Source organism: Streptomyces zagrosensis, assembly GCF_014203645.1.
Classification (GTDB): domain Bacteria; phylum Actinomycetota; class Actinomycetes; order Streptomycetales; family Streptomycetaceae; genus Streptomyces; species Streptomyces zagrosensis.
On record NZ_JACHJL010000002.1, the window covers coordinates 58,218 to 70,899 of the forward strand.

Annotated in this window: 9 protein-coding genes, 1 tRNA gene, 1 pseudogene and 1 CRISPR repeat array; of the genes and pseudogenes, 5 read left to right on the forward strand and 6 right to left on the reverse strand. The window is 67.5% G+C overall.

Features of this window, described 5'->3' with window-relative positions; genetic code table 11:
* Positions 1-236: 236 nt before the first annotated feature.
* Both hrpA and FHS42_RS03920 read left to right on the forward strand, forming a co-directional pair.
* Positions 237-2,813: pseudogene (gene hrpA / locus FHS42_RS36565) on the forward strand (ATP-dependent RNA helicase HrpA); the annotation flags it as partial.
* Positions 2,814-3,000: 187 nt separating this feature from the next.
* Positions 3,001-3,075 (forward strand) — tRNA-Asp (locus FHS42_RS03920).
* Here the strand turns inward: FHS42_RS03920 and FHS42_RS03925 are convergent.
* Positions 3,057-3,224, reverse strand: coding sequence for a hypothetical protein (locus tag FHS42_RS03925; protein WP_184569124.1), 168 nt, complete (start codon positions 3,222-3,224; stop codon positions 3,057-3,059). The genes FHS42_RS03920 and FHS42_RS03925 overlap by 19 nt on opposite strands.
* 390 nt (positions 3,225-3,614) lie before the next feature.
* Here FHS42_RS03925 and FHS42_RS36570 point away from each other — a divergent pair, with 390 nt between their 5' ends.
* On the forward strand, positions 3,615-4,061 hold the full coding sequence (locus tag FHS42_RS36570; protein ID WP_184569859.1) for a DUF6274 family protein: 447 nt from the start codon (positions 3,615-3,617) through the stop codon (positions 4,059-4,061).
* Between the two features lie 504 nt (positions 4,062-4,565).
* Here the strand turns inward: FHS42_RS36570 and bldC are convergent.
* Positions 4,566-4,772: a developmental transcriptional regulator BldC gene (gene bldC / locus FHS42_RS03935; RefSeq protein ID WP_027749187.1), complete on the reverse strand. Its 207-nt coding sequence runs from the start codon at positions 4,770-4,772 to the stop codon at positions 4,566-4,568.
* A 556-nt stretch (positions 4,773-5,328) separates the two neighbouring features.
* A complete protein-coding gene (locus FHS42_RS03940) occupies positions 5,329-6,165 on the reverse strand; it encodes a DUF8083 family protein (protein WP_184569125.1) in 837 nt (278 codons plus the stop codon).
* A gap of 258 nt (positions 6,166-6,423) precedes the next feature.
* On the opposite strand from FHS42_RS03940, the gene FHS42_RS03945 reads away from it, so the two are divergent.
* A complete protein-coding gene (locus FHS42_RS03945) occupies positions 6,424-7,515 on the forward strand; it encodes a Leu/Phe/Val dehydrogenase (protein WP_312866752.1) in 1,092 nt (363 codons plus the stop codon).
* Positions 7,516-8,054: 539 nt separating this feature from the next.
* Positions 8,055-8,306 carry a DUF3073 domain-containing protein gene (locus tag FHS42_RS03950; protein WP_184569127.1) on the forward strand — a complete coding sequence of 84 codons (252 nt, stop codon included), beginning with the start codon at positions 8,055-8,057 and terminating at the stop codon, positions 8,304-8,306.
* A gap of 92 nt (positions 8,307-8,398) precedes the next feature.
* Here the strand turns inward: FHS42_RS03950 and purM are convergent, their stop codons facing one another.
* From purM to FHS42_RS03965, 3 genes are all read right to left on the reverse strand, one after another.
* Positions 8,399-9,475 carry a phosphoribosylformylglycinamidine cyclo-ligase gene (purM, locus tag FHS42_RS03955; RefSeq protein WP_184569128.1) on the reverse strand — a complete coding sequence of 359 codons (1,077 nt, stop codon included), beginning with the start codon at positions 9,473-9,475 and terminating at the stop codon, positions 8,399-8,401.
* Positions 9,476-9,534: 59 nt separating this feature from the next.
* On the reverse strand, positions 9,535-11,091 hold the full coding sequence (purF, locus tag FHS42_RS03960) for an amidophosphoribosyltransferase (protein WP_184569129.1): 1,557 nt from the start codon (positions 11,089-11,091) through the stop codon (positions 9,535-9,537).
* Positions 11,092-11,713: 622 nt separating this feature from the next.
* Positions 11,714-12,046: direct repeats of the CRISPR family, unit length 28 nt; unit sequence GTGGTCCCCGCGCGTGCGGGGGTGGTCC.
* A gap of 93 nt (positions 12,047-12,139) precedes the next feature.
* Positions 12,140-12,628 (reverse strand): hypothetical protein, encoded by a 489-nt coding sequence (locus FHS42_RS03965; RefSeq protein WP_184569130.1) that lies wholly within the window; start codon positions 12,626-12,628, stop codon positions 12,140-12,142.
* Positions 12,629-12,682 lie beyond the last annotated feature (54 nt).

Genomic DNA, 12,682 nt, shown 5'->3' on the forward strand with positions numbered 1-12,682 from the left:
GTTCGGAGCAGGGCCCGGAGCAGGGCCCGGGACTCGACGCAGAACTCGTCGCAGAACTCGACGCGAAGTTCCGCGCGGACGTGGACCCCGCGCTAGGTGGCGACCAACGCCTCAGCCAACATTCCAGCCACCGCGCCACCCAACAACCGGCCACCCCACAACACGCAGCTCATCAGCGCGGTGGCCAGAACAACCGCCAAAGCTCTGCCCAGAGCCCGGGACGCGCGGGCCGCGGTAGGCAGCGGCTGACCCCGCTGGGCCGCCAACTGGCACAGTTCCCTGTCGATCCTCGACTGGCGCGCATGATCGTGGCCGCCGAAGGCAACGGCAGCGTGCGCGAGGTGATGGTCATCGCCGCCGCGCTGTCCATTCAGGACCCGCGCGAACGCCCCACCGAAAAGCAGCAGCAGGCCGATCAGCAGCACGCACGGTTCAAGGACGAGTCGAGCGACTTCCTGGCGCTCCTCAACCTGTGGCGGTACGTCAAAGAGCAGCAAAAGGCGCTGTCCTCGTCCGCCTTCCGCCGGATGTGTCGTACGGAGTTCCTGAACTATCTGCGCATACGCGAATGGCAGGACATCTACAGCCAGTTGCGTACGGTCGCCAAGTCCATGAGCATTGAGGTGTCCACGTCGGATGCGGAGCCCTCCCCCGACCAGGTGCACCTCGCACTCCTCGCGGGACTGCTCTCGCACATCGGGTTCAAGGAGACCGTCGAGGACGGCGCGAAGTCCGCGAACAAGGCTCCCGGCAAGAGCACCGGCAAGCCGGGTGGCAAGGGCGAGTATCTGGGCGCGCGCAACGCCAAGTTCGCGCTGTTCCCCGGTTCCGCCCTGTTCAAGAAGCCGCCCCGGTGGATCATGTCGGCCGAACTGGTCGAGACCTCGCGGCTGTGGGCGCGGGTCAACGCCAAGATCGAGCCGGAGTGGGTCGAGCCGCTCGCCCAGCACCTGGTCAAGCACACGTACAGCGAGCCGCACTGGGAGCAGAAGCAGGCGGCGGTCATGGCGTACGAGCGGGTGACGCTGTACGGCGTACCGATCGTCTCCCAGCGCAAGATCAACTACGGGAAGATCGACCCCGAGACCAGCCGCGACCTTTTCATTCGCAATGCCCTGGTCGAGGGCGATTGGCGCACCCACCACCAGTTCTTCCACGACAATCGCAAGCTGCTCGGCGAGGTCGAGGAACTGGAGCACCGGGCCCGTCGCCGCGACATTTTGGTGGACGACGAAACGCTGTTTGACTTCTACGACCAGCGCATCCCCGCACACGTCGTATCCGGCGCGCACTTCGACTCCTGGTGGAAGCACAAACGCCGGGACGAGCCGGAGTTGCTGAGCTTTGAGAAGTCGATGCTCATCAACGAGCGGGCACGGGACGTCTCCAAGGATGCCTACCCCGACACCTGGTGGCAGGGCCGGCTGAAGTTTCGAGTGACCTACCAGTTCGAGCCGGGCGCGGACGCGGACGGCGTGACCCTGCACATTCCGCTTCAGGTGCTCAACCAGGTCACGGCGGACGGTTTCGACTGGCAGATCCCGGGCCTGCGGCAGGACCTGGTGACGGAGCTGATCCGCTCACTGCCCAAGCCCATCCGCCGTAACTACGTACCCGCCCCCGACTACGCCCGCCGCTTCCTTGAGCGGGTCAAGCCCACCGCGGGGCTGACCGGCGGCCAGCCACAGTCCCCCCTGACGGTGGCACTCGGCAGAGAGCTCCAGCGCATGGTGGGGGTACAGATCGCCCCCGAGGACTGGGACCCGGAAAAGGTCCCCGACCACCTCAAGATCACCTTCCGGGTAGTGGACGAGCGGCGCCACAAGCTCGCTGAGGACAAGGACCTGGTCGCGCTCAAGGCCAGGCTCCAGCCCAAGACGCAGGCCGCGATCACCAAGGTGTTCGCGACGTCGAGGGAGAGCGCGGGCATCGAGCAGCGCTCCGGCCTCACCTCCTGGACCATCGGCGCCCTGCCCCGCACCTTCGAGACCCGACGCGGCGGCCAGCCCGTAAAGGCGTACCCGGCGCTCGTGGACGAGGGTGCGTCCGTTGCGATCCGGCTCTTTGACTCCGAGCCCGAACAGGAGCGGGCCATGTGGGTGGGCACCCGCCGGCTGATCTTGCTCAACCTGCCCTCCAGCCCGGCTAAGTTCGCACAGGGCAAGCTGGACAACAGCGCCAAGCTCGCGCTGTCCCGCTCCCCGCACGGCAGTGTGCAGGCGCTGTTCGACGACTGCGTCTCGGCCGCGGCCGACCGGCTGATCGCGGCGCGCGGCGGCCCGGCCTGGGACGAGGAGTCCTTCCGTAAGCTCTTCGACGCCGTACGCGCCGACCTGACCGACGTGACCATGGACACCATCCGCAAGGTGCGCGAGATACTGGCCGCCTGGCAGTCGTGTGAGCGGCGCCTCAAGGCCACCACGAGCATGGTCTTGGTGCCGTCGCTGACCGATATCAAGCAGCAACTCGCCGAGTTGATCAAGCCGGGCTTCGTGACCGAGCACGGCGTACGACGGCTGCCCGATGTGATGCGCTATCTGGTGGCCATCGACCGGCGCCTACAGCAGTTGCCGCACCACGCCGAGCGGGACCGCATCCGGATGGTCAAGGTGCACGAGATGCGCGATGAGTATCTGTGGTTGCTCGAACAGCTTGAGCGCGCCCACCCGGGGCGTCCGGTGCCGCGCGATGTGCTGGAGATCCGCTGGATGATCGAGGAACTGCGGGTCAGCTACTTCGCCCACGCCCTGGGTACGGCCTACCCGATCTCGGACAAGCGCATCGTGAAGGCCGTGGACGCGGCGGCACCGTAGCCACTGGTGTGTGGACGGGCTGGGCGGGCGTGTGCGCTGGTTTGTGGGCCGGCTCGGCGGGGCAGGTCGGCGGTACCCGGCGCCGGGTCGGCGAAGGACCCGGAAGCGCGGTTCGACCCCACCCCCTGACCTGCTGTAGAGTTTCTTCTCGCAGCCGGGCAACGCAAAAAGCGCGGCGCGAAAAGATGGTCCTGTGGAGCAGCTTGGAGTGCTCGCCACCCTGTCAAGGTGGAGGCCGCGGGTTCAAATCCCGTCAGGACCGCAGTAATTGGTGAGGCTCACGCCCCTCGGGGTGTGGGCCTCATCGCCGTTGAGGGCAAGAGCGGGCACCTGCGGCAGCTCGCGCACCAACGCGTCTACGGCGCGGCGTCCGTCAACGGCCGTCAACGGCGCGTACGTCGGGCGCCCCACCGGCGGAACCACCAACCCAGGCCCCCGGCCTCCCCAGCGCCCGACAAGCCCTCCCGCGGGCTCCCTGGCTTTGCGTCCGGGTCCGGGTCCGCGCCCGCGCTCGGGGACTGCCGCGCCGCCCCACGTTGCCGTTGCCATTCCCGTCGCCATTCCCGTCGCCGTTGCCGTTGACGTAGCCGTTGACGTAGCCGTTGACGTAGCCGTTGACGTTGCAATGACGTTGCCAACGGTGGTGCGGACGACGGTTTCGACAGCGGACAAGGTTCCCGCTCAGCGCCCGATGGAGCGGAATCGCCCAACCCGTATGTATGCGGGCCGTCCGTTCGCCTTGACTGGGGCACGTACCGGCGGTACCCAAGCAAGAGGCCGTGGGGGCCGGGAGGTACACGTATGGCGACGTCGATCAGGCACGAAACGAGGGCGTTGCTGCGCGCCCATCTCTCCGCAGCGGCTGGCTACCGGCATCTGACCCGGCACTGCCCGGTCTGCCATCGGCTCCTGCGGCTAGCCCTTGAGCAGCAGGCGCAGCAGGCCCGGCAGGCCCCGCAGACACAGCGGACGCAACAAGCACAGCAAGCACAGGAGGCGTGGAAGGCCCACCCAGCGCAACACGACCACCGCGACCAACACGACCACCGTGACCACCGCGACCATCGCGACCAACACAGCCCGCACGACCAGCACAGCAACCACAGCCCACACGAGCGACAGAGCCAGCCCGACGAGCCCACAGCGGCGGGAAGCGACGGCACCAGCCCCGCCAGCCGCGCCAGGGCCGCTGAGCGGGCCGCTGAGGCCGCCGGGGCGAAGCAGGGCGAAGGTTCCCCCGGGCAGTGACCAATGACGCTGCGTGCGCCAAGCGTCCAGTGACAGGCTGGAAGCGCCCGAATACGAGGAACGCCTAGCGCACTTGAGGCATAGGCGACAAGTGCGGCGGACTGTGACGGGTGTCACCGAAAGAGTTTCCGCAGCGGAGGAACTTACGCCTCCCCTACACCCTCTCAATTTAATATGTGCAATTGCACTCTGCTGCACAGAGTCGCGAAGAGCTTACGCAGGCGGGTCGGTTCGACCGATATACCACCCCATCCCGCAGCGGCCAAGGCGGCCTCACCGGCCACCAAAGCCCCGTGATACGCGGCGGGGAGGGCTCGCAGCGAGCGGCTTCCGGGGTGGAGCAGGCCATAAAAAAATCGCGCTGGACCCGGCGGAGTCCAGCGCGATCGACGACGCACCCATGTGCTGCGGGCGTGGCGCCTGTTGGGGCAGACGCCAGTCGTGTGGAGCGAAACGGGCGAACACCGGATTGGGGGACCCGGAATTGCCCGGTTATGCGGTTATTCAGACCTCGCTGCGCTGCTGAGGGATGCCCGCCAGAAGTGCACGGACCTCCGCTTCGCGGTAGCGCCGGTGTCCTCCGAGCGTGCGGATGGACGTGAGCTTGCCTGCTTTTGCCCAGCGTGTAACCGTCTTCGGGTCCACGCGGAACATCGTGGCAACCTCAGCCGGGGTCAGCAGCGGCTCGGCATCAGGGGTGCGAGCGGTCATGAGCGGCCTCCTCGGGAGAACCGAACCATCACGGTTCTTTCCTCTAAATTCTGCACCTTGACCCACGTTGCCCGAAATGGCGGACGCGGGCCGAGTCGGTTATAGGACGAACGGCTTGTCCTCGGCACTACAACTACACCATCTGTCCAGCCTCGTCGGCCAAACCGATGGAATTGCGCTCTCAGGTGTTCAACCTCGACGGAAGCCGATGGACTATGCCATAGCGGGCAGTCACACCACCGTAACGATCAGTCACAACGGGATCAGACTCACCAGACCCACCAAGGAGCGCAATACCGATACTTCCGCCCTTAGTTGGACGGAAGGAGCCCTTCCCGGACTCCTTGTCCTATTTTGACACGAGGATGGGGGATGGCCGCAAGGCCCGAAGTAAGTGCTTTAGATCACGGTTGAGGCAATCGCCCGGATCGGGACCTACGTCCCGGTCCGACCAAACCATCGCGCCACCACCCCATGGCCGCGCTCCCAAGCTTCACCCGGCAACGCATCGCGCGACACCCCGTAACGCCTGTGAACGGCCCCCTGTGACGCTACTTCAGCTCGACCGCTGCCGATCACGCACGGCGGTCCAGCGGTCCGTGAGCCGCTCGTACGCCACTCCGGCCCTTGCCCCATCGCCCGCCCGCAGCGCCGCGAGCCCCTCCGCGACGTCCGCCGCGGAATGGTCCTCGTCCAACTCGCCCTCGGGCACCGCGTGCACCAGACCGCCGTAGTCCAACTCGACCATTGAACGCGGATGGAACTCCTCAAGCCATCGCCCCACATCCACCAGGCCGTCGATCAAGGGCCCTTCCTCCAGCGCCTCCTTGAGCGCCTTCAGGCCCCGGGCGACCCGTCGCCTGGCCTCCACCATGGGCGTGCGGTAGCGCATCACCAGGGCGTCCTCGTCCTTGGTGTACTCCCGCTCCGCATCGGCGAACAGGACGAACCAGCGCACCGGTACGTGCCAGGTCGCGCTGCGAATCCAAGGCCGCGCGTCCGGGTTGCGCTCCGACCACCGCTCGAAATCAGCCACCGCCTGCCTGCGCACCACCGGCGGCAACGCAGCGTCAAGCAACGAGGCCGGCAGGAGCTGGGAGACCTCTTCCAGGGCCAGCCAACCGCGCAGCCGCGTGCGCCAAGGGCAGATACACGTGATGCCGTCCACCAACGCCACGAACGCATCGCTGCTCTCGTGCACCGGGACCGGCACCGGCGGAACCGGCAACAAATCCGCCAGCGACCGCCGCAGTTCATCCTGAGCGCTGGGGGTGCGCTCGCGCCGCGCGTACTGCGCCCAGTGGCTGCGCTCCGGCTCAGGGAAAGCGGCGAGCGGCTCGTAAACCCGTAGATACGAGGCATACGGGACAATCACCGAAGACGCCAAGGTCACGCCCGCTCCCTTAAGCCAGAGTTTGTCGCAACGTCCGACGCCAGGAGGCGCCTACCGAGCCTCCCGGCCGCTCGCATCGTCCCACGCCGATCCGCTCTCGGTGCGTGATCCTCCGCACTGTGCCCAACGCCTGGGGCCGCAGGTCTTACGCTCTTTGCCAACCGGCCCTCCCCCACCCCCCGGAGGGCACCCACCGCGACATATGGAGTCACCACCGTGACTGACGTACGTCCTACCGTCAGCGTTGACGGCCCGGCCGTGAGCCATGCGGGCAACCCGCTCTCCGTGCTCTTCCAGTCGGATCAGGGCGGCCACGAGCAAGTCGTGCTCTGCCAAGACCGCGAGTCCGGCCTCAAGGCCGTCATCGCCCTTCACTCCACCGCCCTCGGCCCGGCCCTCGGCGGCACCCGATTCCACGCCTACGCCTCCGATGAGGAAGCCGTCCTGGACGCGCTCAACCTCGCCCGCGGCATGTCGTACAAGAACGCCCTCGCCGGGCTCGACCACGGCGGCGGCAAGGCCGTGATCATCGGCGATCCGGCCAGCACCGAACAGGGCGGCATCAAGAGCGAAGAGCTGCTGCTCGCCTACGGACGTTTCGTCGCCTCGCTCGGCGGTCGCTACGTCACCGCCTGTGACGTCGGTACCTATGTGGCCGACATGGATGTGGTGGCCCGCGAAAACCGCTGGACCACCGGCCGCTCCCCCGAGAACGGTGGCGCCGGTGACTCCTCCGTCCTCACCGCCTTCGGCGTCTTCCAGGGCATGCGGGCCTCGGCCCAACACCTGTGGGGCACGCCCACGCTGCGGGGCCGCAGAGTCGGCGTCGCCGGCGTCGGCAAGGTCGGCCACCACCTGGTCGCACACCTGGTCGAAGACGGCGCGGATGTGGTGATCACCGATGTACGCAGCGAGTCCATCGACCGCGTACGTACGACATATCCGCAGGTCACGGTCGCCGACAGCACCAGTGCGCTGATCACGGGCGAACTGGATGTCTACGCTCCGTGCGCGCTCGGCGGCGCGCTGGATGACGTCAGCGTGCCAGCCCTGACCGCCAAGGTGGTCTGCGGCGCGGCCAACAACCAGCTCGCCCACCCCGGCGTCGAGAAGGACCTCGCCGACCGCGGCGTGCTGTACGCCCCGGACTACGTGGTCAACGCCGGTGGCGTGATCCAGGTCGCCGATGAGCTGCACGGTTTCGACTTCGACCGGGCCAAGGCCAAGGCAACCAAGATCTACGACACCACGCTGGCCATATTCGACCGTGCGCAGTCCGAGGGCATCCCACCCGCCGAGGCGGCCGACCGCATCGCCGAGCAGCGCATGGCCGAGGCACGGGGCCACTAACGGGCCAGCGCAGCCCAGTGCGGGCTGCGTCACCCACTACGAGCTACGTCGCTCACTACGGGCTGCGCCGCTCACTAACGGGCTGCGTCGCCCACTACGGGCTAGCGCCCTCCTAAGCGGAATCGAAGGCGAGAGCGCCGGCCAGGCATCGTTCAGCCGTGGCCCAGCCGTGGCCCAGCGTTGAGCCGACCGCCATCCGGGGGTCACTCGATCGCCGCCGATCGGTTATCTGACCGCCGTTCCAGGAAGCCCCTGGCACGCTTTTGGCACCCCCCGGCGGGCCACGAGGGAGAGATCGCTCACGGCCCGCCGGCGGGTCGCCGCTCAAGAAGCGTTAAAATCGCTGCTGACCAGCGAGGACGGGGCGCCTCGCGGGTCCTGCCGAGTGGCACGTGCCGTGGGCGACGTACCGTATGGCCAGAGAAGCAGGTACCGTTGAAGCCCTACGGACCGGTCTCTCCGTCGAGAGTCCGCTCCGACTCATGAACGCGTGTCAAGACTCTGGGGCCGTCGAGCCCCGTCACCGAGGGGGTCGAGCCATGGGGCGCGGCCGGGCCAAGGCCAAGCAGACAAAGGTCGCCCGCCAGCTGAAGTACAACAGCGGTGGGACGGATCTCTCACGTCTGGCCAGCGAGCTGGGCGCATCGACGACAAAGCAGCCGCCAAACAGCGAGCCGCTCGACGATGAGCAAGAAGAAGACGACGATCCGTACGCGGAGTACGCGGATCGTTACAACGACGAGGGCGAGGAAGAGCCATCTGACTCTTCTGCGTACCGCCGTCGCGCTTGACGTTCCGCGTCCATGGCACGGCGTCTACAGCGTTCACAACAGCACCACTGACCCGGTCCAGGGCTCGCCCCGGACCGGGTTCTGTGCTGCGCTTAGTTCGCGTAGTCACCGGTCAGGGTCACGGCCTCGCGGCGGTCACCACGGTCGGTGATCTCTCCGGCGATCCAGGCATCCACGCCTCGATCGGCCAGGGTGGTCAGCGCCACGTCCACTGCGTCCTGAGGCACGACTGCGATCATGCCGACCCCCATATTGAGGGTTTTCTCCAGCTCACTACGCTCGACAGAGCCGGCCTGCCCGACGACGCCGAATACGGGGTCCGGGGTCCATGACGTGCGGTCGATGCCGGCGTGCAGCCCGTCCGGGATGATCCGGGCCAGGTTGTTGGCGAGCCCGCCGCCGGTGATGTGCGAGAAGGCGTGCACCTCGGCGGTACGAGTGAGCGCCAGGCAGTCCAGCGAGTAGATCTTGGTGGGCTCCAGCAGCTCCTCGCCCAGGGTGCGGCCGAACTCCGCCACCTCCCGGTCCAGCTCCCAGCCGGCTCGGTCGAAGAGCACATGCCGCACCAGCGAGTACCCGTTCGAGTGAAGTCCAGAGGACCCCATGGCGATGGCGACGTCTCCGGTACGAATTCGCTCGGCACCAAGCAACTGGTCGGCCTCCACCACGCCGGTGCCCGCGCCCGCCACATCGAAATCGTCCGGACCCAGCAGGCCCGGGTGCTCGGCGGTCTCGCCACCGACCAGGGCGCAACCCGCGAGCACACAGCCCTCGGCGATGCCCTTGACGATCGCGGCGACCCGCTCCGGGTGCACCTTGCCGACGCAGATGTAGTCGGTCATAAACAGCGGCTCGGCGCCGCATACCACCAGGTCGTCCACCACCATGCCGACCAGGTCATGGCCGATGGTGTCGTAAACGCCTAGGCGACGGGCGATGTCCACCTTGGTGCCGACGCCATCGGTGGCCGAGGCGAGCAGCGGACGCTCGTAGCGCTTGAGGACGGAGGCATCGAAGAGCCCGGCGAAACCGCCGAGGCCGCCAACGACCTCCGGCCGGGTGGCCTTCTTCACCCACTTCTTCATCAGCTCGACGGCGCGGTCGCCCGCTTCGATGTCAACGCCCGCGGCGGCGTAACTGGCGCCGCCGCCGGGAACTGTCTCAGGCATGGCTTAAGAACCTTCGGATCGTGATGAATCAGATCGTGATGAAGAGGACGAGATACGGATTACGGGCGCCGGAGCGCGTCGGCCCCGCCCACACCCGCGGTCAGCGTCTCGACACCGTCCGCATCGGGCTTGACCGCCCCGGCCGTCTCCGACTCCAGGAGGTGCTTGCCCAGCAGCTCCGGGTCGGGCAGGTCCATCGGGTACTCGCCGTCGAAGCAGGCACGGCACAGCTTCGACTTCTCGATCGTGGTCGCCTCGATCATCCCGTCGATGGAGATGTACGAGAGCGAATCCGCGCCCAGCGACTTGCCGATCTCCTCGACGGAGAGCCCGTTGGCGATCAGCTCGGCGCGGGTCGCGAAGTCAATACCGAAGAAGCACGGCCACTTGATGGGCGGCGAGGAGATGCGGATATGCACCTCGGCGGCCCCGGCCTCGCGGAGCATCCGAACCAACGCGCGCTGAGTGTTGCCGCGGACGATCGAATCGTCCACCACCACCAGGCGCTTGCCCCGGATGACCTCCTTGAGTGGGTTGAGCTTGAGCCGGATACCGAGCTGCCTGATGGTCTGGCTCGGCTGGATGAACGTACGGCCCACATAGCTGTTCTTCACCAGCCCGGACCCGTACGGAATGCCACTGGCCTCCGCGTAGCCCACGGCGGCAGGGGTGCCCGACTCGGGCGTCGGTATCACCAGGTCGGCGTCGGCAGGCGCCTCGGCGGCCAGCTTGCGACCCATCTCGACCCGGGACAGGTAGACGTTACGGCCCGCGATATCGGTATCGGGGCGGGCGAGGTAGACGTACTCAAAGACGCAGCCCTTGGGCCTGGCCTCGGCGAACCGCGAGGCACGCAGACCGTCCTCGTCGATGGCGATCATCTCGCCCGGCTCAATTTCACGGACAAAGCTCGCGCCACAGATATCAAGCGCGGCACTCTCGGAGGCCACCACCCAGCCGCGCTCCAACCGGCCGAGCACCAGCGGGCGGATGCCCTGCGGGTCACGCGCCGCATACAGCGTGTGCTCGTCCATGAAGACCAGACTGAAGGCGCCCTGCACCCGCGGCAGCACGCTCTGCGCGGCAGCCTCGATGGTCAGCGGCTTGCCGTCCTCATCAACCTGCCCCGCGAGCAGCGCGGTGACCAGATCGGTGTCATTGGTCGCGGCCACCTGAGTGGCCCGCCCCCCGGTCCGGGGCAGCGCAGCAACCATTTCCGCCAGCTCGGCGGTGTTGACCAGGTTCCCGTTGTGACCGAGCGCGATCGAGCCGTGAGCCGTAGCCCGGAAGGTCGGCTGCGCGTTCTCCCACACCGAGGCACCGGTGGTGGAGTAGCGGGCATGACCTACGGCGATATGACCGCGGAGGGAGCCGAGGGAAGTTTCATCGAAGACCTGAGAGACCAGGCCCATGTCCTTGAAGACGAGGATTTGGGAACCGTTGCTCACTGCAATGCCCGCGGACTCCTGTCCACGGTGCTGCAGCGCGTACAGCCCAAAATAGGTGAGTTTGGCGACCTCTTCGCCCGGAGCCCAGACACCGAAGACGCCACAAGCGTCCTGGGGGCCCTTCTCACCGGGAAGGAGATCGTGGCTGAGTCGTCCGTCACCACGCACAAACACCACTGTACCCGGGTAGTGGAGTCATACGTTCGGTCTACCCCGGCAGCAAGCTGTCACTCTCCGTGACCATTTCCGGTTCGAGCTGGCGGGATCGGGCTCAGATCGGGCTCCCACACGGGGTGGACAGCGTGGTGGTGGGGTGGTGGCTCGTTTGTTTCTTCCCCGCCTGGGGTCTCAGATGAGATCAGGGACACATTGCGGGTGGGGGTGGGTGGGGGCGTTTTTGGTGGGGGTGGGGGTGTGGTTCCGGGGGCGGGGGTGGTGGCCGCTGGGTGCGGCTTGGAGGTGGTTGTGGCTGGGGGCTTTGGGGAACTGGCGGGGCTGGGGGGCTTCGGGGGCTGGGGGCGTGTTCTGCGGGGTAGCGGTTGCGGCTTGGGGGCTTTGGGGGTGGCGCCGGTTGCGCCTCGGCGGCTGCGGGGGCTGGGTGGCTTTTGTTGCTGGCCGGGTTGGAGGGCTGGCGGGGCGTACGCACCAGCTCGGATTTCGGGGGCGGGGTACGGCCCGGCGCCATAGAGTGCCCAGGGTGGTACGTAAACACCGTACGGGCGCTATGTCGGAGTTCGCAGAAGTGGGTAAAAACCGGGGTGCGGCGCGGTAACGTCGCAGGTCGCGAACTGTGGTCCCCGCGCGTGCGGGGGTGGTCCCTCACCGCGGAGGCCCACGTCCCGCTGCGAGTCGTGGTCCCCGCGCGTGCGGGGGTGGTCCCTTCTCGATCTGCCACTCGCCGTCGAGGCGCCAGTGGTCCCCGCGCGTGCGGGGGTGGTCCCTTCGGCGGTGGCCTGGTCACGGCGGGGCTCGCGTGGTCCGAGCGCGTGCGGGGGTGGTCCTTACGACGGCGCCGAGAGTTGCGCCGATTATGAGTGGTCCCCGCGCGTGCGGGGGTGGTCCTCTGGGACGCCGGTCTCTCCAGTCGCTGAGGCGGTGGTCCCCGCGCGTGCGGGGGTGGTCCGCGTACGGGCAGTTGGGGGCGGGCGCCTGCGCGTGCGAGGTGGTCGAGAGCTCGCACCCCCGGCTGTTGCGCAAGCCTTCGCGATGCCGCCGGTCACTTCCGCCGCTGCGCGCCTTCGGGCCATACGACGTCCACGGGCGTCCCGGCCTCTCGCGCGGCCAGCACCACATCGGCTGTCCCCCCGCCCTTGCCGCTGGGCGGCGCACCGTCCCACACGGCGATCAAGCGATCGGCTCGCGCAAGGAGGACAGCGTTCGCTGCCTCGTAGGCCGCCCGGTTGGCCGTCTCGTGCGGCATGACGAGGACTTCGTATGCGGCTTGGCTCAGCCGGTCGAAAGTCTCCGCATGTTGCAGCTTCACCTTCGCCTGCCGGTAGTCCCGGGACGGGATCACCACGACCAGCCGCCCACCGACCTCCAGCACAGCCTCAGCGAACAGCGAATCCGCACCGGCCGCGATACAGGAGAGCCCGACGAGATCACCATCACTTCGATAGTGCAGGACATCGCGCAGGGCCGCACGAACGAGGGGAATAGCGGTATCGGTGAGGTCCATGTGACCGGTCACAGCCAGGATCGTCATGAGCGCTCCCTCAGCTCGACAGCAGGTCGCGGATCTTATCGCGCACTTCACGTA

Bases quoted from the DNA above. Each gene is read 5' to 3' on its own strand.
- FHS42_RS36570 (WP_184569859.1), top strand. From the start codon at position 3,615: ATGGCGACGTCGATCAGGCACGAAACGAGGGCGTTGCTGCGCGCCCAT.
- bldC (WP_027749187.1), bottom strand. From the start codon at position 4,772: ATGACCGCTCGCACCCCTGATGCCGAGCCGCTGCTGACCCCGGCTGAG.
- FHS42_RS03950 (WP_184569127.1), top strand. From the start codon at position 8,055: ATGGGGCGCGGCCGGGCCAAGGCCAAGCAGACAAAGGTCGCCCGCCAG.
- purM (WP_184569128.1), bottom strand. From the start codon at position 9,475: ATGCCTGAGACAGTTCCCGGCGGCGGCGCCAGTTACGCCGCCGCGGGC.
- FHS42_RS03965 (WP_184569130.1), bottom strand. From the start codon at position 12,628: ATGACGATCCTGGCTGTGACCGGTCACATGGACCTCACCGATACCGCT.